The sequence below is a fragment of the Methanobacterium aggregans genome, assembly GCF_017874455.1.
GTDB classification, from domain to species: domain Archaea; phylum Methanobacteriota; class Methanobacteria; order Methanobacteriales; family Methanobacteriaceae; genus Methanobacterium_C; species Methanobacterium_C aggregans.
This window is the reverse complement of the sequence record NZ_JAGGLN010000005.1, coordinates 15,970-38,768: the sequence shown is the minus strand read 5'-3', so window position 1 is coordinate 38,768 and position 22,799 is coordinate 15,970. Positions and strand designations below refer to the sequence as shown.

Genomic DNA, 22,799 nt, shown 5'->3' with positions numbered 1-22,799 from the left:
AATTATGAAGTTCGTGAAATCCAATAAAAATCCCCTGAAATATCAAAAAAGTTTTAACTGCACATCCTTTTTTATTGCTATTTCTTTTTGACCGTTACGCCTTAAATGAACAACTTTAAAACCTTTTTTTAACAGGTTTTGTGATATGAGGTTGTGTCTGTGGCATCTGTAGGGATTCTCTTCACTGCACATTAAAACTGTTTTTTTACATGAAGCTCTGGATAAAATAATTTTTAGTCCCTCTTTAAAACCATTATCTTCCTCAATCAAATGGTAACACACCATTTTATCCTTGTAAAAACTTTCATCAGATGGTTTACCCCCTACCTTGTCTCCAAGATAAAGGTATTCAATAGTTTCATTCTGGATCCTTGAGGAGATAGTTTCCCTGTTGAATTGAGAAGCGTATTTACTGTAGGGAACGCTTCTAACATCAATCAAGAGCTGGATCCCATTGGACTTCAGCAGGTCTATAAATTCTGAAGGTTCCATATTGCTGTGGCCAAGTGTGTAAAGAGTGCCAAAGGTTAGAGCACCATGTTCATGCTTATGTTCTCTGTCTATCTTTTTATCCCCTGTTCAGTTTATCTATTTTTTATTAGATTGTATTAATTTAAATCAATTGTTCAATTAAATTTTTTATTAAAGCATAATATTACACCATTAACTATCTACACCATTAATTGTCCTTTTTTTATTATTTGTTTTTGGATTTCAAACTTACAAAAATTGTAGTTTTTTAAATGGATCATAGTGTTTAAGTTTAATTGCTCTTTTAGAATATTTCCACAATAGAAACATTTAAATAAAAATTATGTGAGATATAATTAACATTGTGTTATATAAATCTAACAAATTATTGGAAATATGTAACATGGATGGGTCACGTATCCTAGCAAGGATACCTAAAAAGGAACAGTTAGAATGGAATACTCGTTGAAATACCCAGATAAAAAAATAAATTTAAGGAGGAAAAGATCATGAAAATTGAGATAAATGCTTACTGGGGAATATTAGGATGTTTAGGAATTTTAGGATACGTTCTGGAGGATCCAACCTATTACATATTCTTCGTTTTCTTCCTCTTCTTCTTACAACCCCTGACAAAAGAAGCATCCTCAAAAGATGGTGAAAATAACAGTTTTAAATGGCTTAAAAGTTTTAAATGGCACACGGTAAGTATCTGGCTTGGATCAGTGACCTTGATTGCAGCTTCTCTGGCCCTAATCATATTGAAGACCATGAACGACCTTGTTGCTGTGGCAATTCTCCTGGGGATAACCATCATAATGACGGGATTCTTCACCTACATGGGCATGGAGAAATCATCAGCAGATGAAAGGGTTAGAAAAATAGGAACAACTGCAGCAACTTACTCATGGTACATAACCCTGGTGTTTGTATGTTTTCTCCTTGTAACCCAAGAATGGGCTGGAAGATGGCACGATCCTGCAGAACTACTTGGGGTCACCATCTTCGTAATGGTTTCAACCATGCTCATCACAAACACCTACCTTCAGATGAAGGGGGATGTGGAATGAAAACCCGTATCAAGGAATACAGGGCAAGGTACGACTTCACACAGGCAGAGCTTGCAGATAAAGTTGGAGTCCGTAGAGAAACCATAGTCTTTCTTGAAAAGGGAAAATACAATCCATCCCTTAACCTTGCCCATAAAATTGCAGTGGTTCTAAATGCAAGCATTGAAGAAATCTTCATATTTGAAGATACAAGTAAAGAAACTGAGGATAAAAACAAGGACTAAAATCAATTTAACGTGCATAAAATGAATTAAAAAACATGAAATGAACTTAAATGACCGATTAAATATCTCTAATTACATTTTTTGAGCTTAATTACTCTTTTTATGAATATTAAATAAAAAATATGAATTAAACTTAAAATAGAAGAATAAAATTTGGATTAAAATAAAAACAGGGAAATAGAATAAAACTATAAAAAAAAGAGTTTGGAGTATTATATCTTTAATTCCCTCATTGTTGATCCTCTTTTTCTATGGACTGGGTGAACCTGCACTTTGGAAATCCAGAACAACCTATAAATTCACCGTAACGCCCTGATCTCTTTATTAAGTCACTTCCACACTCTGGGCATTTGCCAACAACCTCGTTTGTAGGTTCTTTCCCATCCTTACCACATTTTGGGTCTAGGCATGCACGCTGCCTTGGTTTTCCAAAGGATATCATTGGAAGGCCACAAGTTTCACAGGTTGTTTTCAATACGCTGGCACCCCTTGGAAGGGAGTAGGTTGATTTACAGTCAGGATAACCAGAACATCCCACGAAACTGCCACCCTTAGGTGAATCTATCAATATGAGGTTCTTACCGCACTTACATTTTCCAACAACCCTGCTTTCCCTGTAGGCGGCGTAGAGTTCTTCACCAATTTTCAGCTTGTTACTCTCAATATCATCAAGTATGGATGCAACTTCCACCTCTGCCTCTTTGATAACTTCATCTTTTTTGGTGTTGCCTTCCATTATTCCTCCCATCTTTTCTTCGAACTCTCTTGTAAGCTCTTCGCTTGTGATCTTGTTGGAGTACTTTTTAAGAGTATCTATGAGGTGTTCTCCCAGCTCGTTGACAACTATCTTCTTGCCTTCAACGTATTTTCGATTGTAAAGAATGTCTATGATGTTTGCACGCGTTGACTTGGTTCCGAGACCCCTCTTTTCAAGTTCTCGTATGAGTGATGCTTGGTTGTAGCGTGCTGGGGGTTTGGTTTCCTTATCTTCAGCCCGAACTTCCTTGACCTTGAGGGTTTCCCCATTCCTGATATCAGGGAATTCATCATTTTCAACTTTCTTGAAGGGGTAGTGCTCAAGCCATCCCATTTTAGCCATTCTTTTCTTGCTGAATGAAAATTCCTCTTTCCCTATTTCCAATTTGGCCTTCATGGTCTCTAAAACAGCTTTTTCCCCAAAGACACTTATGAATCTGTAGGTTATAAGCTCATAGATCTTCCTGTAATCCGTGCTGATCTCCTTTGGAAGAAGGCCTGTTGGGTGTATGGCAGGGTGTGCTTCATCCTTTTTCTTACCTTCATTGGGTTTGTAGGGTTTTTTGAGTTTGGAGATCTGTTTTCCAAATGCAGAGTTGTAACTCAACTTCTTGAGTATCTTATCGTACCCTATACTTTTTGGCAGTTTCTGGGATGATGTACGTGGATATGAAGTGTATCCTTCAGTGTAAAGGTTCTGAGCTATCTGCTGGGTCTTTCTTGGGCTGAATCCAAAAACTGCATATGCTTCAGACTGTAGGGAACCCAGATCGAATGGGACTGGAGGGGTTTTGTTGGTCTTTTTAAGATCCACACTGGATACAAGTGCATCTTTACCTTCACATTCTGAGAGGATGGCATCTGCATCCTTCTTCTCCATGATCTTGCCCTTCTTATGATCCGCAGTTATGATCTCCTCAACGTTAGGAACATCCAGATCAGCCTTTATAAGCCAGTAAGGAACAGGAACAAACTTATTGATCTCCTTTTCCCTGTCAACGAGTATTGAAAGGGTTGGTGTTTGAACACGTCCTGCTGAAAGTTGTATGTACCGTTTTGTAGCTTTCATAACCGAGTCTGTGAGGTACTTGGACATGTTCACACCAAAGAAGAAGTCCAGAACGTGACGTGTAATACCACTGTCAACCTGTTTGAAATCTATTTCCATTGGGTTTTCATAGGCTTCAATTAGGTCCTCCTCTGTGAGGGTTGAAAATTTCATCCTCACTGCGTTTTCCAAGCTTTTCTCACCACAGGCATACTTAAGGGCATTGTATCCAATGAGTGTTCCCTCTATATCGTAATCGCATGCATGCACAAATCTATCAGCACCCTTTGAAAACTTTTTTATGGCATCAACGTAGCTTTTAACGTATTTCTTCTTTTTATCCTTCTCGTAGAGGGGCACCCACTCAACATCAAACAGTTTTTTCTGTTTTCTGTCCTTGGGTGAAAGGGAGTAAAGGTGGCCTACAGCAGACAGTACCGTTGTTTTTTTGCCGTTTTCTTCAAATTCGTAGTAGGGAACTTTTTTATAACTTTTTTTTACTGCATTTTTTGAAAGTGCAGCAGATATCTTTTCAGATGCCTTTGGCTTCTCGCAGATTATGACCTCATGCATAGTATCACTTTTATTAGTATTATTTTATCAAACAGTTCATGAAATAAATTTATTTAAGTTTATCCATCAAAATTTTATTTATCAATTGTAATAACTGTGAGTTAAGGTTCTTGGATTAATTTATACTGTAATTTATACTGCAATATATAATGATAATTTATAATGGTTTATAATGTGCTGGTTTATAATGTACTCAATTTCATAAGGACACCACTTGAATGGGTAGTGTTTATTATCTATATTTTTGTACTGTTATCATTGAAATATAATAAGATTGGAATCAATAATATATTAGACATGGTATATTTTAGAACATGACTTTTATAGTTTTTCAAACCTATGTGAAAATGAGTGCCATACAAAATAAAAATAAAAAAACAACCATTAAACTGTTAAAAAAGTAGGAAGGAGATTAAATGTTAATAGGAGTTATATCAGACACTCACATACCTGAAAGAGCATCAGAAATTCCTGAAACCGTTTTTAAAACCTTTGAAAATGTTGATATGATTCTCCATGCTGGAGATCTTGTATCCCTTGATGTGATTGATGCACTCAAAGAAATAGCTCCCATGAAATGTGTTCAAGGAAACATGGATAGAATGTACCATATGGAACTTCCTGAAAGTGAAGTAATGGAAGTTGAAGGATTTAAAATAGGTTTGAACCATGGGGAGGTTTATCCACGTGGAGATACCCAACAGTTGAAGTACATAGCCATGGAACTGGGTGTTGAGATTTTAATCACAGGACACACCCATTGGTCGTTCATAAAGGATTTGGGTGGTGTTTTGTTATTAAACCCTGGAAGTCCAACTGTTCCCAGGCTTTCAGACCCTTCAGTAATGCTCCTTGAAATAGAAAACCAGAAGATCGATACTGAGATCATTAAGATTGGAGCACCAATTTGTAAATCTCTGAATTTCCAGGGAAATCTGGAAAAGGTTTGAAAAAAGGTTGGGAAGATCTTAAGCTTTTAATCATGTTGTTAAAGGTTCAACTGCTTAAACAAACACCTGAAACCCCACTGAATATTTTTCTTGATGTTTAGGGGTTCCTTAAGTTCAATGATTCAGGTTTAATGATTGAAATTTATAATACATAATTGAATATTAACCATAGATTTACCCCTTATTTATATTTTAAACCCATAAATATACTAGAATTAATTAAAGGAAAGTGAATTATGACTAAAAAATGGAATGCTGAACGTAAAAATGAACATTACTACAGGATGGCCAAAAAAAATGATTACAGATCAAGGGCATCTTATAAACTCAAACAATTGAATAACAAGTTTAAAATAATCAGACCTGGCAGTTACGTCCTGGATCTTGGAGCTGCACCCGGTGGATGGTCCCAGGTTGCCCTTGAAATTATCGGAGAAAGTGGGTTCGTTGTGGGTGTGGATCTCCAGCGTATAAGGCCCTTTGAAAATGAGAATTTCATTGGAATAAAGGGTGACTTCACAAGTGATGAAACCATTACCAGGATAAGGAAGGCCCTTGAAGGAAATGCTGAGGTTGTACTCTCTGATGCATCACCCAAACTTTCAGGAATAAAGGACATTGACAATCTTCGTTCTGCAGAGCTTGCTGAAACTGTGCTTGAAATATGTGACCTCACCCTAGAAAGGAACGGCTGCCTTATAATGAAGGTTTTCCAGGGGGAAGAATTTGAAAGAATTCTCAAAAAGATAAAGGAAAAGTTCAAGATCGTTAAAACAACCAAACCTGCATCATCACGTAAAGCCAGCACTGAGATGTATGTGGTTGCAAAGGGATTCAGAAAGTCTTTATCCTGATTTTATCATAGAGTTTATTTTAAATATTAAAATAAAATTTTAAAAGAAGATTGAAAAAATAAAATGAAACAGATAAAAATTAGAGAAAAAGGTTGGAAAATAAATTAAAGGGAAAAATTAAAAAAAAATAGGGATCAAATAGGATTTGACATTGATTTAATCAATTAACTGATTCAAACCCCCTCTGATTGTGACCTTCCTTTAAAGCATTGCCTGAACCTTGCTCAAACTTTCTTTGGCTCTTTGAAGCTGGGACTCTGCTGTACTTATTCTACTCTTGATTTCATCAGCAGATTTACCTGCAGAAACCGCACTTTGAGCATTTGTAATTGCAGATTTGGCCTTCACAAGCTGAAGATTTGCATCCACGTATGCTGTTTTTACGTTTTCATTTCCAGAACTATCCACTTGGGTTTTGGTTTTATCGTACTGGGCACTTAACGTGGAGTAGTCAGAGTTCAAAGCAGCAATCTTGTCATAGGCTGATCCACTGTCTACATCTGTGAAAATAGTGGATGAAAGGGATGAAATGCCTATGTAAGCAAATATTGCAATTGTTGCAATTATCATGAGAATTCCCAGGACAGATATGCTCATGGAGGTTACCTTGAATAAGTTTAATCTTGATTTTTTCATTTTATCACCATTATGATTAAATTTGGGGAGTGTTTACTCTGAATTGGATAAGGCATAAAAATCCGGTATTAAATATTTTTTAGAGATTCAATTGGATGGTTGAAATCTAATATTGTACACTGGATATTACGTTCAGTCAATTATTTTAGTACATGACGTAAAAAAATTTTTGTATTCAAGTATCCCTATTCATACTACATATATGCCAAAATTTAAGTAATACAAATATAAATAATTTGTAATATGAATTGGGATCAACATAAATATATCATGGGTGTGTTACAACATCTAATAATATATTTCTATTGATTTTACAAGAAACAAATGAAGTATCTAAAAATACTGTTAATTCATGAACCTTATTTAAAAAAAACATAGTTAGGTCTTACAATTAAATTTTAAAGCCCTTTAAGATTATATAAATATATTGATTTTAAGAGCATTTAATCCCAGCATAAATATTTTTTATAACATGAAGGAGTATATTTGAACAATGACATCTTCAACAGACAAAACAAAAACATCAACATCAAAATTTGAAGAGTTTTTCAGTGCAAAGTACAAAGACACAGTCTTTGAAGCCCTTGAAAGGTATCCTGATGAGAGATCTGTGGTTGTGGATTACACAGAACTTGAGATGTTCGACCCCGACCTTGCAGATCTTCTAATTGAAAAACCAGAGGAAGTTCTGAAGGCATCCCAGAAGGCAATAAAAAACATCGACCCCCTGGGTAAAAATGCTGATCTCAACATAAGATTTGAGAACGTACGAAACAACATCCAGCTGAAGTACCTCCGAAGTAAGTTCATTGGAAAGTTCGTTGCAGTGGACGGTATAGTTCGTAAAACCGATGAAATCAGACCCAGAATAATGAACGCCCTTTTTGAGTGCAGGAGCTGTATGAGGCTGCAGGAAGTGCCTCAGACAAGTAATTTAATAAGTGAACCTGCACTCTGTCAGGAGTGCGGAGGCAGATCCTTCAGACTGCTTCAGGAAGAATCTGAATTCATGGACACTCAAACCACTAAGCTTCAGGAACCCCTTGAAAACCTTTCTGGTGGTGAAGAACCACGACAGATATCTGTTGTCCTTGAAGATGACATGGTTGATACCCTCACCCCAGGAGACATAGTCAGAATAACAGGCACAATGAAAACTGTGCGTGACGATAAAACCAAGCGTTTCAAAAATTACATCTACGGAAACTACATAGAACCCCTTGAACAGGAATTTGAGGAGCTTCAGATAAGTGAAGATGATGAACAAAAGATAAAGGAACTTGCAGCAGACCCTGATGTTTACAACAAGATAATAAGCTCCACAGCCCCTTCAATACAGGGTTACAGGGAAGTTAAGGAAGCAATTGCACTCCAGCTATTTGGAGGTTCTGCAAAGGAACTTGAGGACAAAACCAGGCTGAGAGGAGACATACACATACTCATTGTGGGAGATCCAGGTATTGGTAAATCCCAGATGCTCAAATATGTTTCAAAACTTGCCCCAAGAGGTATTTACACCAGTGGTAAGGGTACGAGTGGTGTGGGACTTACAGCTGCAGCTGTGCGTGATGAATTTGGCGGTTGGAGCCTTGAAGCTGGTGCACTGGTTCTTGGTGACCGTGGTAACGTTTGTGTTGACGAACTGGATAAGATGCGTTCTGAGGACCGTTCTGCAATACATGAGGCCCTGGAACAGCAGACAATATCCATTGCAAAGGCGGGTATAATGGCAACACTGAACTCCCGTTGTTCCGTGCTTGCAGCTGCAAACCCTAAATTTGGTCGTTTCGATCGTTACAAATCAATAGGAGAACAGATAGATTTACCTTCACCTATTCTTTCAAGGTTCGATTTAATATTCGTTGTTGAAGACAAGCCAGATGTTGAAAGGGACACCAAACTTGCAGGACACATCCTGAAGATACATCAGGACAATTCCATACCCTTCGAGATAGAACCTGAACTTCTGAGGAAGTACATTGCCTATGCAAGGCGGGATTTCCATCCAAAACTTACACCAGAGGCCAGTGAAGTTCTTCAGGAGTTTTACGTTGGTATGAGGGGTGGTGCGGTAGAGGAGGATTCACCTGTGCCAATAACTGCACGTCAGCTTGAGGCTCTTGTAAGGCTTTCAGAGGCCAGTGCCAGGATACGTCTTGGAGCTGAGGTAACTGAATTTGATGCAAAGCGTGCAATAACCATCCAGCAGAAATGTATGAAACAGGTGGGATATGACCCAGAAACTGGTAAAGTGGATATTGACAAGGTTGAAGGCCGTACACCTAAATCGGACAGGGATAAGATTCGTGCTGTGAGTGAAGTTATAGGTGAACTTGAGGAGGATTACGGTGGAAGAACACCCAAGAACATACTTATAAGCGAACTTGCAGATAGATATAATATGAGTGAAGAAAAGGCAGATGAAATACTGCGAGTACTCAAGAGAAAGGGAGTTATCTACGAACCACAGCAGGGATACTACAAAGTTGCCTAAAAAACAATTCTCTGCTTTTTATATACTTTTATAAACATTAACAGCGCGATTACAAGTATTTAAACTTTTATTACCTAATTAAAAATAGATTTAAAATCAGATCAGTTCATGATCAATGTATTTGGAGGTCAGATAATATGGATGAAGATTACAATGAATTATTAGACAGGGCAATAGACCAACTACCAGAAAAGGTCTTTGAAACTAAAAGGTTCACAGTACCTCGGGCTTACTCCGTGATCCAGGGTAACAGAACCATGATACAGAACTTTGGGGAAGTTGCAGATGCACTTAACAGGGACCCACAGCACGTTCTAAAGTTCCTACTGAGGGAACTTGGTACAGCTGGAAACATAGAAGGTTCCAGGGCAATAATGCAGGGAAAATTCACCCACTACCTTATAAATGACAGGATCGATGACTACGTTAAACGATACGTGATGTGCCATGAGTGCAACAGGCCAGATACCAAGATCATAAGGGAAGACCGTATTTTCATCCTGAAATGTGAGGCATGTGGTGCAAAAGCCCCATTAAAAACACTTTAAATAGAAAATAGAATTTCTATTTTTATTTTATTATTTTAAGATGTATCTAAGTTTACACGATTTAAATCTGAATTTTTTATTGAATATATGAGTTAGAATGATGAAAATGTTCTGTCCAAAATGTGGAAAAGAAGATGAAGAGCTTTTTAAGGGCCTTTGTAGATCTTGTTTTATAAAAGAATTCCAGATGGCAAATCCACCCCATGAAATGGAATTCACAATCTGCGCACACTGTGATTCAACCCTGGAACATGGAAAATGGTATGATTCAGAGTTATCAGAGGAAGAACTCGTTGAAAAAACCCTAATTGAAAATATTAATGCCAACGAACCTGCAGAAAACGTTGAAGTAACCCCCGAAATCCTTACAATTAGGGGATCAATCTTTGACTGCATGATCCATGTGGAGGGTAATGTTTTCGGTGAAAAAGTCAATGAGGAGTACGCTGTTGAAGTTAAGAGGAACAGGACAATGTGTCCTGATTGCAGTAAGTTTGCATCTGGTTACTACGAATCTGTGATTCAAGTAAGGGCAGATAAAAGGGTTTTAACTCGTGAGGAGATCCATGACATTGATGAAATCGTTAAAAAAAGAACCCGTAAACTTTCAGAGAAAAACCGGATGGCTTACATAGCAGAGGTTATGAAACTGAAAGAGGGAGTGGATTACTACGTTGGCTCCTACAAGGCAGCCCGAAGCATTACAAATGCCCTTAAAGATGTGTTCGGTGGAGTTGTGAAGGAATCCCCGAAGATCGCTGGAAGAAACAAGTCCACAGGAAAGGATCTCTACAGAATATGGATATCTCTGCGCCTTGCAGCCTTCCAGAAGGGTGATTTTATAGGTCACGGTTCCCATGTGGGCAGAGTTTCAGGTTTTGATGGTAAGAAAATATTTTTGAAGGATTTTGACTCTCATAAAACCTCATCCATAACCTGGAGGGATTATGCTAAAATTGAGTTACTTGCAGGAAAAGATGAGGTTAAAAAAACAACAGTCACATCTAAAACTCCAAGATCCATTCAGATACTCCACCCTGAAACCTATGAGCCCGTGGATATTGATCTCAATGAAGGAATTTCAGACCTTGAAATTGGGGTAGAAGTGGATGTTGTTGAGATAAATGGAAAACTTTACATCCTCAACTAAATAGAAACACAACAAAAGTGGATTATAAATTTTAAGATTATAAATTTAATAATAATTTTAGTTTAAATGTTGAAATGGAAGTTACATATTGAATTAAATGCAGAAAAAACAGAATACTTATAAAATGATTATCTTGATTTGTAATTAAAAGATACAACTTGCAATTTATTTTTCGGTGATAAATATGGACGTAGATTCAAAGATTGAAATGATAACTAAGGGAACGCTTGAAGTCATAACAGAAGAAGAGCTCAGGGAAAAAATTGAAACCGGCAGTACAACCGCATACATAGGCTATGAACCCTCAGGTAAAATACACCTTGGCCATGCAATCACCGTTAAAAAGATGATAGATCTTCAGAGAGCAGGTTTTAAGATTAAAATTCTCCTTGCAGACCTACACGCATACCTCAATGGAAAGGGAAGTATTGAGGAAATAAAAGAAATATCCAAGTACAACATTGAATGTTTCAAGGCACTGGGATTATCAGATGACACTGAATTCATTATAGGCTCTGAGTTTGGGAGAAATATGGAGTACACCCATAAGATATATGAACTTGCAATTTTAACAAGTTTGGCAAGGGCTAAAAGGAGTATGGCACAGATCACCCGGGACAGTAAAGATCATAAGGTTGCAGAGGTTATTTATCCGATTATGCAGGCCATTGACATGGTGTTTCTGGAGGCTGACGTTGCAGTTGGGGGTATGGAGCAGCGTAAGATTCACATGCTTGCAAGGGAAAACCTGCCTAAAATGGGAATTAAAGCACCGGTATGTATACACACCCCTCTTCTTCATGGAACAGATGGTTCCGATAAGATGTCCTCTAGTAAGGATAACTTCATAGCTGTGGATGATGAACCTGAAGTTATAAAGAAGAAGATACAGAAAAGCTTCTGTCCACAGGGCCAGGTTGAGGATAACCCAGTTATAGAAATAGCTGAACACTTCATATTCCCTGAAAAAGACACACTGCTTATTAAAAGACCAGAGAAATTTGGTGGAAACCTTGAGCTGAGCCATGACGAACTTATAGAACGTTACTGTGCAGGTGATCTTCACCCCCTGGACCTTAAAAATGGTGTTGCAGAGGGTTTGATTGAAGTTCTCAAACCTGTGCGGGAATACTTTAAATCAGATTAATTGAACTAATTAATTTAGCTTAAAGATTATGAAGGTGATAATATGGGAGAAGAGAAGTACGAACTGAGAATTCCTCCAGGAATAATTGTTGATGAAATTTCAGAAACTATTGCCAGTTACGAAGTTGAGGTTGCCTACACAGCAGGCGGACTTATTGTACGGGGTGAGCTGGGCAAACTTGAGAGTTTGAGCCAGGAAAACGCCAGGATGAGAATTCCCCTTGGAGTGAACCAGAAAGAGCTTGCAGATGTTATAACGGAGTACGAACTGGAACTGGAACATACTGATTTCGGACCTGTGCTTATCGGCAGCATAGTGAAGCTTGATGAGGCAAGCAGATCCATAGTTGCTTCACTGAATGAAAGGATAAAGAATTTTGAAGGGCAGTGAAAACTCTGTTTTTCAGCCCAGATCCATTTTTAAGATTGGTATTTTTTTAGTAGGGTTCATCAATATTATATACAGCTATTTTTGTAAATGAATTATGAATTACAGAATATACATCTGAAAAAAGTTATTAAGATTCCTTTTAGTTTTCAAGTTCAAACCATCTCAGGGATTCCTCTGCAACAACATCAGCTATGTCCTCTATGAGGTCCTGGTCGCTCCATGTGCACTCTTTGGGATCTGTGCAGAATGTGAAGTCACCATCATGGTTCTCATGCAGCACATCCCAAGTATCTGCATTTCTAAGTTCCCAGTACCATGAATATGACTTCACATGAGTTCCATCATCATTATCATCATAGAATCCTTCGTTCTCTTTATAACCCACTATGAAAACGTTTTCTTTGATGTAGATATGTTTTTCCCATTTATCTTCGGTTCCTGGAATTTTTTCAATTTCTGTGTCTATTATCTGCTCTACGAGTTTATTCACATCCATACAAAACCCCCATGGACTGATTCAACACGTTGAAGTACAGTCAATGATCTATTTAAGATCCTACTTAAGGATTTCATATGATGATTCTTGAAATTCAGAAAAATAGGTGGGCCCATCAGATGCACATGCCCAGTTTGGGAGCTATAACACGTTTTATATCCTCATGAACCTTATTTATACCATTATTAGCATTTAAAATGAAAAATCCTTCTTTTTCTGCAAGTTCCAAGTATCTGCTGCGAGTTCTCATGAGAAAATTCAAGTCTTCAAAGCTGTCACTGCCCTCGCACCGTGTCATGGCTGTTTCAGGGTCAAGATCCAGAAGCAGTGTTACATCTGGTTTTCTTACAAACCTGTTTATCTCCCCTATCCATTCTGCACCGTCCTGGTAGACCATACTGGAGTAGAAGCATCTGTCGCTTACAACTATCTGACCTTCAGATTCTGCATGGGCTATTTTCTCCATGAGTATGGTTCTGTCCGCTGCAAAAAGAAGTGCGAGTGTTCTCTGAAAGTTTTCATCTGTTGCACCAGGGTCCTGAAGCATCTCTCTTATGAGCAGACCTACCTTTGAATCCGTGGGTTCAAATATTCTGAAGACCTGGAGTCCGCAGTTTTGAAGCCATTTCTCAAGGAGGGCTGTTTGAGTTGATTTTCCTGATCCATCTATTCCTTCAAGGCACATGTACATACAGAAATTCTCCAGGTAAGGTCATTAATTAGGAATTATTATATTTTAAATATTTGAATGAAGTGTTAGGTTTTAATGTTTGAATGAATTTATTAGGTTTTAAGTATTGATTTTAAAAATTCCAGTATCCAAAACTTTAAGTTTGTATATCAATTCTTCAATTTAAAAAGATTGGGATGAAAATTCGGAAACTGGGATTGACTAGTAAAAGGTGTATATGTCCATTCCTGCATGGATAAAAACCCAAATACTCTTATACCTAAAGTAACTACTAAAGCTTATGGTGGCAAGTGACATAATTGGCTTATTATTTGTATACGGCTACGTAGCCATTTTACTCTTAATATCAGAGAAGGTACTACGCAGATATCCGAGCTTCAGCAGAAAATTCCTCCACATCATGGTTGGAAACATACTCTTCATATTACCACTCTTCACAAGCCGTGATGTAATCACGTTTCTTGCTGCAGCCCCATTCATAGTTCTAACATTTCTTATAAGCCCCCACTCCCCAATAAAACTGAAAAACAGGGTTTCAAATTCAGGTCATGGCATGGGCCTTGTTTACTACGCCATATCCTGGACAGTTCTTGCATACATATTCTTTGGACAACCCTGGATCGTGGCTGTGGGTATAGCTGCAATGTCCTACGGTGATGGTGTGGCGTCACTGGTTGGTGGGAAAATTGGAAAACATAAGTACAATGTTTGCGGTGATGAAAAGAGCTATGAGGGATCCATTGCAATGTTCCTTGTGCTGATGGTAATGCTTTCAGTTGTTCTGCTTTACTACAGCATGCCTTTAAACATCATGGTTGTTGCGGCCGTTGCATTTACTGCAACAGTTTTTGAGGGAATAACACCCAAGGGACTTGACAACCTCACAGCCTGCTTCTCTGCAGTTGGTGTTTACCTGCTTCTCGGGGTGATCTGAATGCGTTTCATAGTTGTGGATGGACTTGACGGTTCTGGAAAAACAACCCATGCCAAGCTTATCCGGAATAGGTACCTTGAAAAGGGTCAGAAAGTTGTGCTAAGAAGCCACCCTTCAGATAACACTAAATACGGTGAAAAAACTAAAAAAGCCCTTCTTGGAAGGGGAAAATGGAATAAAACCAAGGCCTCCCTTTACTATGCTCTCGACGTTATAAGTTCTGTGCAAACAGGTTACGGCGGAGTTGAAACCCTAATATTTGTTAGGTACCTTATGGGAGTTGCTTATCTACCGTTACCCCTTGCAAAGATTCTTTACTGGGTTTTAACAGCCTTCCTCCCCACATCCAAGTACATGTTCTTCCTGGATCTCACACCTGAAGAATCCCTGCACAGGATGGAGGACAGGGATGCAGAGGAGATGTTCGAAAACCTGGAGGATCTCATGAAGGTCCGAAGAAAAGCCCTTTCACTTACAAAGGACTGGAATATTATAGATACTTCTGGAACCATTGAAGAGGTTCAGGAAAAGATCAATAAGGTGCTGGATAGGTTGGATGGTTAAAAATAAGCTTGAAAACTTTTTAATTGAATTATTATATGTTAATTAGTTCCTACTGAGGTTTCATATTTAAATTAAAAGAAATTTTAAACTTATGATAATAACATAAGATATATATTGAACTAATTTTTTTAAAAACTAAGATTTTTTTAAATTTAATAAAGTAACAGATAATCTAGAAAAAAGTCTTGAAACCCTTAAAAAACTGGCTCTGCAGAAATCATGTTTGAGTTTTGATGTTTAAGTTAATACATTAAATAATTCCATCATACTTATTATGATTTCTACGTGCCTATTTTTATCAATTAGAACTCTATTTTCCATTTACAACTTCAGATTCCCCTAAATTGGTTGGGTCTACCTTATCATTTATTATCACAATAATCACCAATACTAAAGCAATTATTGAGGTTAATGCTCCGAATAGGAATAAATTAGAAAATGATTGGCTTAAATTACCCATTCCACTGGCGGCATTGACTAAAAAGCAGGCCCCAATTACTGGCGCAACTGTAGAACCAACACCTTTAAAAGTATTTAATATTCCAACACCTGTTGCTTCTTCTTCTTTGGGCATGAAAGACATCATAAGAAGCTGGAATGCACTCCAAGTGAAACCCACACCCACTCCTATTATTGCTAAGCAGATTACCAGACCTGTTGAATCCGTGACGTAGTATGTCAAGCCGAAGAGTCCTGCGATTAGGAGGGGTGATCCTAACAGGAGCATGCGTTTAGATCCAAATTTATCTAAAAGGAATCCGCCTAGTATTGCTGTTATACATACTGCTACAGAAAGTGGGGTCAACACAGTACCACTGTCCTGTACATTCAGATTTAGTACAGTCTGGGCGAACGTTGGTACGTATGTAAATGCCATAAAGGTACCAATCCCTGATAACAGAATTGCAAAGTTGAGTGATAAGATTTTAGGCTTTTTTAACATAGCTATATCTAGTATTGGTTCTGTTACACGTTTTTCGTATGTAATGAGTGCAACGAATAGGACCGCAGCAGCTATAAGTAGTGGGAACACAGTTACATCTGTAAACGGTGCGCTTTCCAGCCCTATAATACCTAGCAAGAGTGAGGCTATTGTTCCTACAAGTAGTGCTGATCCAATGTAGTCAATATGTTGATCTTGATCTCCATAGGTTTCTTTGAACTTGAAAGCTAGGATGATTGCCATGATTCCTAGGGGAATGTTGATATAGAATACGGTTCTCCAACCAAAATTTTGGATTAAGAAGCCGCCTATGTTTGGCCCTACTATGGTGGCAATGGATGACATTGCCATGAGCATACCCATTGTTTTTCCTCTTTGATTTTCAGGGGCAGAATCATTCATACTTGATAATGCCGAAGGCAGAACAATACCAGCACCGATACCCTGTAAACCCATGGAAGCTATTAATGAATATATGTCCCAGGACAAGCTGGCTGTAATTGACCCAATGACAAAGGTGGCCACACCAATGATATATAATTTTTTCCGGCCGAATACATCAGATAATTTCCCTGCCAGTGCCATGATTGCGGTCATAAACAACATGTAGGTTGTTAGGGTCCATGTTGCCCAATTAAAGGAGGTGTGCAGGTCTGCAATTATAGTTGGTAGTGCAGGCACGAATATATAGGCATCCATGGCTGTCATGAATACACCTAAAGCCAGGACTATCATCACATAAATTGTGGATGACCCGAGACCTTTTTTATTCTCTATCATTTCGTTAATATTTTCGCTCATTTTTATCTCCATCTTTTTGACAAAATTAAAGCCCGAGAGTTTAGGCATATTGATTTTTCCCCTTTAATCACCATTATAATATGAACAGTGAAAAATAAATCAATTAAAACCATTGAATGCTTTTTAAATTCTCAGAAAAAACTTAATTTTGAAATTTAATTGTATTTTAATCTTCCAAAATAACAATTTGATTAGTTGTTAAATACATTACAACAAAGGTAATATCTTTTGGTATTTATATTTTTTGGAATTAGTTGTTATACATATAACAACTAATAACTTTAAATATCACAGCACATACAAAATTTTATACAGTAATTCATTATCTAACAACAAAAAGCCGGAGATATTATATGAATGAAATTCCTCAGGAACTTATTAAATCATTGATGGACCTCGGACTTCTTGAATCTGAGGCAAAAATATACATAACCCTCGCAATGATGAATAATTCCGAAGTCAAAACGCTTATAGAATTTTTAGGGCTATCAAAACCAAATACATACGAAAGTCTTCGTCTTCTAGAAGAAAAAGGGCTTGTGTCTTTAATCAATACCAGACCCATGGCATATCAAGCATTACCTCCAGATATAGGATTGGAAGTTTTATTAAAAACACATATTGATGCAAAAGAAAAAGCAAAAAAGATTTTTTCAATTATGGATAAAGAAAAATTTGTTCCCAAATCTTCTGAGGCATTATGGAAGGTTTTCAATGGAGAAAGCATAAATTATAAAATTAAAGACATGATTCAAAATGCTAAAGAGAGCATATTCATGATATCATCCCCCAAATACATTAAATATCTTGAAAATGCAGATACAAATTTAAAACTGGACATAGTCCTATTCTCAGAGACGCCCTCCTTTGAAACATTAAAAGAACACTTTAAAGACAAAAAAGGCAATTTTCAGGTTGTAAATGAAGAAGATATGATTAACATCATTGCATCATCTAAAACAAAAGATCAAAAACAATTCGAAATATATAAAGAAGCTTTGTTAATGGTTGAATACAGAAATATGATAATGTTGGCCATAGATGATGAAGAAGTATTATACATGCCTCCCATGTCTACAGACTCACTCACAGCCATCAATACAAAAAATAAGGCAATGACGATACTTATGAAAATTGGGCTCAGTGACATTACAAACCAGTTATCATGAAAATAATCCCGATAAATATGAAAACACACCCACCCCAATTATGATAGGATTACTCATTATGTATTAATTTAAACATCAAAAAGTAAGAAATAAAAATAGAAAAGTTGCCTATTCAAGCTACTTCCCTTGGGAACTCTTCCCTTCCTCTCCTTGGCTCCAGGCCCCTTTCAAGTTTCTGGGTTATGTTTTCATAGTGCCTCATAAGTTCTGATGTTATTGATGGTCCTATCTTTTCCATAGCCTCCTTGAAGTGCTTTGGAGAAACTTCCTTGCTTTCTATGTTATAATGAAGTGCGAGCATACCTGCCTTCCTGCACACGGCAGATATGTCAGCTCCTGAGTAACCCTCTGTCTTTTTAGCCAATTCTTTTAGGTTCACATCACTATCAAGAGACATTCCCTCAGTATGCACCTTAAATATTTCCAGCCTGGAACTTTCATCTGGTGGGGGTACCAGAATTATTTCATCAAACCTTCCAGGTCGCAGTAGTGCTGAATCAAGCAAATCAGGCCGGTTAGTTGCACCTAAAACAACAACGCCCTTCAATTCTTCTAATCCGTCCATTTCAGAGAGTAGTGTGTTCACCATACGTTCAACCACACGGGGCTCCCCCATTCCTGTGCCCCTCATGGCAGCTAGGGCGTCCAGTTCATCAAAGAATACTATGCAAGGTGATGCCTGTTTGGCCTTGTTGAATATCTCAGATATCTTTCTCTCTGATTCTCCGAACCATTTACTGAGCACCTCTGATCCTTTGACACTGATGAAGTTGGCCTTAGACTCCGTGGCCACAGCTTTGGATAACATGGTTTTACCTGTGCCCGGAGGCCCGAATAGAAGTATTCCCTTGGGGGGTTCAATTCCAATGGTTTTGAAGGCATCTGGATATTTCAGGGGCCACTCCACAACTTCTTTAAGGGACTGTTTCAACTCATTCAATCCACCAATATCTTTCCAGTGGACATTTGGAACTTCTATGAAAACTTCACGAAGTGCTGAAGGGTTTATGAATTTCAGGGCATCAAGAAAATCATCCCTGGTGACGAAGAGTTTATCCAGGATTTCCTTGGGAATTGCCTGTTCTTCAAGGTCTATATCTGGCAGTACCCTTCGAAGTGCGTTCATGGCCGCTTCACGGCAGAGAGCAGCTAGATCTGCCCCAACAAATCCATGTGTAATTTCAGAAAATTCATTGAGGTGAACATCATCTGCAAGGGGCATGCCCCTGGTGTGGATCTGGAGTATCTCACACCTGCCATCCTTGTCTGGAACGCGCAACCCTATTTCCCTGTCAAATCTTCCAGGCCGTCTGAGTGCTGGATCCAGGGCATCTGGGCGGTTGGTTGCACCTACAACTATAACTTTACCCCTCTCTTTCAGTCCATCCATCAGGGACAGTATCTGGGCTACAACCCTCCTTTCCACTTCTCCTGTGACTTCTTCTCTCCTGGGTGCTATGGCATCGATCTCATCTATGAATATTATGGAGGGTGCATTGTCCTCAGCTTCCTCGAAAAAGTCCCTTATCCTCTCTTCAGCTTCACCGACATATTTACTCATAATTTCGGGACCATTTATTGCCATAAAATTGGCATCACTCTCATTGGCCAGGGCCTTGGCAAGAAGGGTTTTTCCTGTACCTGGAGGACCATGTAAAAGAACACCCTTAGGCGGGTCAATACCGAGTCTGTCAAATATCTCAGGATGGCGAAGTGGAAGCTCTACCATCTCTCTCACCCTTGAGATTTCTCCTTTCAGCCCCCCTACATCTTCATATGTAACGTCTGGCACCTTTTTTTCAGTGATCTTCACAGCCTCGGGTTTAACATCAATTTCAGTGATTTCAGTGATCTGCACGATACCTGCAGGGCTGGTTGATACTACGGCAAATTTGATTTCTCCAAGGGAAAATGGTGTTGATGCCTCAAAAAACTCGCTGAATATGCTTTCAGCACTTGGAAATTCCCTGTAGGTTTCCCTTGTTCTTCTGGGCGATACCAATGTTAAAATATCGCCCTGGGAAACAGCCCTCCCAATGAGATTTTTCTTGAGCATGTCTCCAGGGGCCATTATGCGTATGCCCTTTACCGCAGGAGCGAGAACAACTTTTTTTGCTTCCTTAAGCTCAGGTTTTCTTATTGTTACCATTTCACTTATGGATGTTCCTGCATTTGACCTTGTAAGACCATCCATCCTTACTATTTCAAGGCCAACATCTGTAGGGTAGGCTTCTCCAACTATGGCTCCGGTTACTCTTTTGCCATTTATTTCAACAAGATCTCCAGGTGCAGAACCAATTTTACCGAGTAAACTTTTATCAATCCTCACAATGCCTTTCCCAACATCTTGCTGTAATGCTTCGGCAACTTTTAACTCAAGTTCCCCGTTTTCAGGCACTAAAATCCCCCCATAATTATGAATAAAAAAAAGAGTGCTGTTATTAAATATGTGCATAAAGGAGTATAAAATTTTGTGAAATGAATTAAAATTCCGTCCTGAAAGGCCACTAACACAAAAAACGTTCAAAATTAATTTAGTTTAGTCCTAAAAACCCTAAAATAACTTTTATTTTATTAAAAAGAGTTATATTAATTTTATATAAGTTTAAACAGGGATTATTTGAATTAATTCATTAAAATTGTAAGAGAATTGATTTAAAAAGAAAATTAATTTAAAATATTTTTTCATATCCCCACTGTAACAAGATAATGAAAAATGGAAGATAAGAAGTTTAAGAAGAGGAAAAACCATTAAGTTTTAACTTTTCCTAATAACTTTCTAATTCCAATCCTTGTGTTTGCATATTGCACTTCTAATTACATATTACACTTCTACTTGCATATTACACTTCTAATCTTCTTCCCCTAATTTTGATCTCGTGTCCTTCAGCACTTCAAGCTCATGGACATAGGTTTCACCCCTTAAAGCAGATAGTATCGCCGCTATGGCTGTGAATACAGCTCCTATGTAAAAGGACATCTGGAGTGCTGGCATGAATGCTCCTGCAAGGGTTGAGGGGAACCATGTTGTGCCTGTGAGTGTTGTCAGCGTGTGGTGGGGTATTGCTGCAGAGAAGCTTGCAGGTAATCCTGCGAGTATGGTGCTGACAGGATTGTATCCAAGGAATGCTGAGAACAGTGCTCCTGTTGGTGGGATGTTTGAGAGTACGGGTGCAAGCTGTACTGCCCCTATACTTGCAAGTGAGGATGTCACTGCACCTGGGAAACGCTGTGTTATTCCCACAATAACTATGGTGAAGAATATTGCCATACTTGCTGTGAAGGCCGTGTTCATCATGGTCATCATCATTCCAGATGCTACTCCACGCTCCTGGGCAGGTACAGAGTTCATTATGGATGCACTGTTTGGTGATGAGAACATTCCACTACCAAGACCCATCATGAACAGGGTTAATCCAAATTCAAGGTAGTTGAAGTTGTATGGGAGGGATGCGAGCACCAGAAATGCAACTGTATTGATAATCATACCCCCAGTTGCAATCCACCTTGGGCCGTATTTATCTGAAAGCCAGCCTGCAATAGGTCCCATAATTATAACACCAATTGTAAGGGGCAACATATATATTCCTGCCCAGAATGGTGTTGATTCATAGCTGTAACCGTGAAGGGGCAGCCAGATACCCTGAAGCAGAAGTATGAGCATGAACATCATTCCTCCACGCCCCAGGGAGTTCAGGAGTCCGGCAGTATTTGCGTAGGTGAACATTTTAACCTTGAAAAGGTCCAGCCGGAACATGGGTGCTTCAACTTTGGTTTCAACCCACAAGAATAACGCCATGAATACAAGTCCAAGTATCATTGATGCTGCAACCCATGGGTTATTCCAGCCCATTGGGTCGCTTCCGTAGGGCATTAACCCGTAGGTTACACCCACAAGGAGAAGTGTTATTCCCAGTATAAAGGTTAGGTTTCCCCAAATATCGAGTTTAGCATCTGGTGATCTTATAGACGTTTCTTTGAGTTTAAACGTTGACAATGCCGTTCCAATAACTGCAAATGGCACGCTTACAAGGAAGACAAATCTCCAATCGTATACTGCGAGAACACCTCCAAGTATGAGTCCTATGAATTGACCTGACATGAAGGCCACCATATGAATACCCAGGGCTCTTCCACGCTCATTTGGGGGAAATGCATCCGTGAGTATTGCAGAACTGTTTGCCATGAACATGGCACTTCCAATTGCCTGAAGTATCCTGAAAGCTATGATCTCTATAGCACCTGCATCCCCAGTTGACGGGGTCAGGTAGAGAAGTATGGATCCTACTGTGAAAATCAAAAATCCAAGTCTGAAGAGCTTCACCCTTCCGTAAATATCTGAAAGCCTTCCAAAACTCAAAAGAAGTGTGGCTGTTACCAAACCATATCCCATGAGTATCCATAGAAGGTACTGAAAAGACGTCATTGGGTCTATGTGAATTCCATTGAAGATTGCAGGAAGGGAGATCAAGGTTATACTACCGTTTATACTTCCCATCAGTGCTGCTATAATAACGTTTAGTAGGGCTATCCATTTGTAGTCAAGTCCCCAATTTCTTTTCTTTTTCTGACTGTTAACAGTTACACTCAAGTCTTCATCACCTCTAATTATCAAAATAAAGTTTTAAATTTGTTTTTAAGATTTTTTGAAGGTTTTAAAGTACAGTTGTACTTATACATTTATACTTAAAATTGAAATTTTAAAATAGAAATACAAATGAAGTACAAATTACATTAAAAACGAATTTTAACAAAAAATCTGAGGTAACACGCACATCCAACACATCTTTGAGTTTTTTGGATCGGGTATATTGCATGCAAAAATTCTATTCTATCGTTTATCCGATACACTATTTAAATTTGTCGGTGATCCGATATTTTGAGGGTGTT

General features: G+C 38.4%; 20 protein-coding genes. 12 read left to right on the top strand and 8 right to left on the bottom strand.

Going from position 1 to position 22,799, the window contains the following annotated elements; all coding sequences use genetic code 11:
* Positions 1 to 42 precede the first annotated feature (42 nt).
* Entirely contained in the window at positions 43 to 492 is a 450-nt protein-coding gene (locus J2756_RS08505) for a DUF488 domain-containing protein (protein WP_209584627.1), read from the bottom strand.
* A 488-nt stretch (positions 493 to 980) separates the two neighbouring features.
* On the opposite strand from J2756_RS08505, the gene J2756_RS08500 reads away from it, so the two are divergent.
* Complete coding sequence (locus J2756_RS08500; protein WP_209584620.1) at positions 981 to 1,541, top strand: hypothetical protein; 561 nt, start codon at positions 981 to 983, stop codon at positions 1,539 to 1,541.
* Positions 1,538 to 1,765 (top strand): helix-turn-helix transcriptional regulator, encoded by a 228-nt coding sequence (locus tag J2756_RS08495; protein ID WP_209584618.1) that lies wholly within the window; start codon positions 1,538 to 1,540, stop codon positions 1,763 to 1,765. Before J2756_RS08500 ends, J2756_RS08495 begins: the two co-directional genes overlap by 4 nt.
* 229 nt (positions 1,766 to 1,994) lie before the next feature.
* On the opposite strand, the gene topA is transcribed toward J2756_RS08495, so the two are convergent.
* Positions 1,995 to 4,142, bottom strand: coding sequence for a DNA topoisomerase I (gene topA, locus J2756_RS08490; protein WP_209584616.1), 2,148 nt, complete (start codon positions 4,140 to 4,142; stop codon positions 1,995 to 1,997).
* Positions 4,143 to 4,558: 416 nt separating this feature from the next.
* Here topA and J2756_RS08485 point away from each other — a divergent pair, with 416 nt between their 5' ends.
* Both J2756_RS08485 and J2756_RS08480 read left to right on the top strand, forming a co-directional pair.
* Positions 4,559 to 5,092, top strand: coding sequence for a metallophosphoesterase (locus tag J2756_RS08485; RefSeq protein ID WP_209584614.1), 534 nt, complete (start codon positions 4,559 to 4,561; stop codon positions 5,090 to 5,092).
* A 236-nt stretch (positions 5,093 to 5,328) separates the two neighbouring features.
* Positions 5,329 to 5,946 carry an RlmE family RNA methyltransferase gene (locus J2756_RS08480; RefSeq protein WP_209584613.1) on the top strand — a complete coding sequence of 206 codons (618 nt, stop codon included), beginning with the start codon at positions 5,329 to 5,331 and terminating at the stop codon, positions 5,944 to 5,946.
* Positions 5,947 to 6,147: 201 nt separating this feature from the next.
* Here the strand turns inward: J2756_RS08480 and J2756_RS08475 are convergent, their stop codons facing one another.
* Positions 6,148 to 6,582: a hypothetical protein gene (locus J2756_RS08475; protein ID WP_209584611.1), complete on the bottom strand. Its 435-nt coding sequence runs from the start codon at positions 6,580 to 6,582 to the stop codon at positions 6,148 to 6,150.
* Between the two features lie 493 nt (positions 6,583 to 7,075).
* Here J2756_RS08475 and mcm point away from each other — a divergent pair, with 493 nt between their 5' ends.
* The 5 genes from mcm (at position 7,076) to J2756_RS11515 (ending at position 12,311) form a co-directional block, all read left to right on the top strand.
* A complete protein-coding gene (gene mcm, locus J2756_RS08470) occupies positions 7,076 to 9,076 on the top strand; it encodes a minichromosome maintenance protein MCM (RefSeq protein WP_209584609.1) in 2,001 nt (666 codons plus the stop codon).
* A gap of 137 nt (positions 9,077 to 9,213) precedes the next feature.
* Entirely contained in the window at positions 9,214 to 9,624 is a 411-nt protein-coding gene (locus tag J2756_RS08465; RefSeq protein WP_209584607.1) for a translation initiation factor IF-2 subunit beta, read from the top strand.
* Between the two features lie 97 nt (positions 9,625 to 9,721).
* Positions 9,722 to 10,774 carry a 60S ribosomal export protein NMD3 gene (locus tag J2756_RS08460; protein ID WP_245316003.1) on the top strand — a complete coding sequence of 351 codons (1,053 nt, stop codon included), beginning with the start codon at positions 9,722 to 9,724 and terminating at the stop codon, positions 10,772 to 10,774.
* Positions 10,775 to 10,958: 184 nt separating this feature from the next.
* Positions 10,959 to 11,921: a tyrosine--tRNA ligase gene (locus J2756_RS08455; RefSeq protein ID WP_209584605.1), complete on the top strand. Its 963-nt coding sequence runs from the start codon at positions 10,959 to 10,961 to the stop codon at positions 11,919 to 11,921.
* A gap of 42 nt (positions 11,922 to 11,963) precedes the next feature.
* Positions 11,964 to 12,311, top strand: a complete 348-nt coding sequence (locus tag J2756_RS11515; protein ID WP_245316002.1) for a hypothetical protein — start codon at positions 11,964 to 11,966, stop codon at positions 12,309 to 12,311.
* A 139-nt stretch (positions 12,312 to 12,450) separates the two neighbouring features.
* Here the strand turns inward: J2756_RS11515 and J2756_RS08445 are convergent, their stop codons facing one another.
* Together J2756_RS08445 and tmk are read right to left on the bottom strand one after the other, a co-directional pair.
* On the bottom strand, positions 12,451 to 12,807 hold the full coding sequence (locus J2756_RS08445; protein ID WP_209584603.1) for a hypothetical protein: 357 nt from the start codon (positions 12,805 to 12,807) through the stop codon (positions 12,451 to 12,453).
* Positions 12,808 to 12,922: 115 nt separating this feature from the next.
* On the bottom strand, positions 12,923 to 13,498 hold the full coding sequence (gene tmk / locus J2756_RS08440; RefSeq protein WP_209584601.1) for a dTMP kinase: 576 nt from the start codon (positions 13,496 to 13,498) through the stop codon (positions 12,923 to 12,925).
* Between the two features lie 280 nt (positions 13,499 to 13,778).
* Here tmk and J2756_RS08435 point away from each other — a divergent pair, with 280 nt between their 5' ends.
* The gene (locus tag J2756_RS08435) at positions 13,779 to 14,432 is read left to right on the top strand and encodes a diacylglycerol/polyprenol kinase family protein (protein ID WP_209584599.1); all 654 of its coding nucleotides are present in this window, start codon (positions 13,779 to 13,781) and stop codon (positions 14,430 to 14,432) included.
* Positions 14,433 to 14,996: a thymidylate kinase gene (locus J2756_RS08430; protein ID WP_209584597.1), complete on the top strand. Its 564-nt coding sequence runs from the start codon at positions 14,433 to 14,435 to the stop codon at positions 14,994 to 14,996.
* A 310-nt stretch (positions 14,997 to 15,306) separates the two neighbouring features.
* On the opposite strand, the gene J2756_RS08425 is transcribed toward J2756_RS08430, so the two are convergent.
* Entirely contained in the window at positions 15,307 to 16,674 is a 1,368-nt protein-coding gene (locus tag J2756_RS08425) for an MFS transporter (protein ID WP_281063390.1), read from the bottom strand.
* A gap of 419 nt (positions 16,675 to 17,093) precedes the next feature.
* Here J2756_RS08425 and J2756_RS08420 point away from each other — a divergent pair, with 419 nt between their 5' ends.
* Positions 17,094 to 17,909: a TrmB family transcriptional regulator gene (locus J2756_RS08420; RefSeq protein ID WP_209584593.1), complete on the top strand. Its 816-nt coding sequence runs from the start codon at positions 17,094 to 17,096 to the stop codon at positions 17,907 to 17,909.
* A 112-nt stretch (positions 17,910 to 18,021) separates the two neighbouring features.
* On the opposite strand, the gene J2756_RS08415 is transcribed toward J2756_RS08420, so the two are convergent.
* Together J2756_RS08415 and J2756_RS08410 are read right to left on the bottom strand one after the other, a co-directional pair.
* Positions 18,022 to 20,307, bottom strand: a complete 2,286-nt coding sequence (locus tag J2756_RS08415; RefSeq protein ID WP_342593125.1) for a CDC48 family AAA ATPase — start codon at positions 20,305 to 20,307, stop codon at positions 18,022 to 18,024.
* A gap of 453 nt (positions 20,308 to 20,760) precedes the next feature.
* Positions 20,761 to 22,500, bottom strand: coding sequence for an MFS transporter (locus tag J2756_RS08410; RefSeq protein ID WP_281063389.1), 1,740 nt, complete (start codon positions 22,498 to 22,500; stop codon positions 20,761 to 20,763).
* Positions 22,501 to 22,799: the final 299 nt, after the last annotated feature.

Excerpts from the sequence above, each read along its gene's own strand:
- J2756_RS08480 (WP_209584613.1), top strand. The coding sequence starts at position 5,329 with ATGACTAAAAAATGGAATGCTGAACGTAAAAATGAACATTACTACAGG.
- J2756_RS08500 (WP_209584620.1), top strand. The coding sequence starts at position 981 with ATGAAAATTGAGATAAATGCTTACTGGGGAATATTAGGATGTTTAGGA.
- J2756_RS08455 (WP_209584605.1), top strand. The coding sequence starts at position 10,959 with ATGGACGTAGATTCAAAGATTGAAATGATAACTAAGGGAACGCTTGAA.
- J2756_RS08445 (WP_209584603.1), bottom strand. The coding sequence starts at position 12,807 with ATGGATGTGAATAAACTCGTAGAGCAGATAATAGACACAGAAATTGAA.
- J2756_RS08475 (WP_209584611.1), bottom strand. The coding sequence starts at position 6,582 with ATGAAAAAATCAAGATTAAACTTATTCAAGGTAACCTCCATGAGCATA.
- J2756_RS08460 (WP_245316003.1), top strand. The coding sequence starts at position 9,722 with ATGATGAAAATGTTCTGTCCAAAATGTGGAAAAGAAGATGAAGAGCTT.
- topA (WP_209584616.1), bottom strand. The coding sequence starts at position 4,142 with ATGCATGAGGTCATAATCTGCGAGAAGCCAAAGGCATCTGAAAAGATA.
- J2756_RS08435 (WP_209584599.1), top strand. The coding sequence starts at position 13,779 with ATGGTGGCAAGTGACATAATTGGCTTATTATTTGTATACGGCTACGTA.
- J2756_RS08505 (WP_209584627.1), bottom strand. The coding sequence starts at position 492 with ATGGAACCTTCAGAATTTATAGACCTGCTGAAGTCCAATGGGATCCAG.
- J2756_RS08420 (WP_209584593.1), top strand. The coding sequence starts at position 17,094 with ATGAATGAAATTCCTCAGGAACTTATTAAATCATTGATGGACCTCGGA.
- mcm (WP_209584609.1), top strand. The coding sequence starts at position 7,076 with ATGACATCTTCAACAGACAAAACAAAAACATCAACATCAAAATTTGAA.
- J2756_RS08465 (WP_209584607.1), top strand. The coding sequence starts at position 9,214 with ATGGATGAAGATTACAATGAATTATTAGACAGGGCAATAGACCAACTA.
- J2756_RS08485 (WP_209584614.1), top strand. The coding sequence starts at position 4,559 with ATGTTAATAGGAGTTATATCAGACACTCACATACCTGAAAGAGCATCA.
- J2756_RS11515 (WP_245316002.1), top strand. The coding sequence starts at position 11,964 with ATGGGAGAAGAGAAGTACGAACTGAGAATTCCTCCAGGAATAATTGTT.
- J2756_RS08425 (WP_281063390.1), bottom strand. The coding sequence starts at position 16,674 with ATGATAGTCCTGGCTTTAGGTGTATTCATGACAGCCATGGATGCCTAT.
- tmk (WP_209584601.1), bottom strand. The coding sequence starts at position 13,498 with ATGTACATGTGCCTTGAAGGAATAGATGGATCAGGAAAATCAACTCAA.
- J2756_RS08495 (WP_209584618.1), top strand. The coding sequence starts at position 1,538 with ATGAAAACCCGTATCAAGGAATACAGGGCAAGGTACGACTTCACACAG.
- J2756_RS08430 (WP_209584597.1), top strand. The coding sequence starts at position 14,433 with ATGCGTTTCATAGTTGTGGATGGACTTGACGGTTCTGGAAAAACAACC.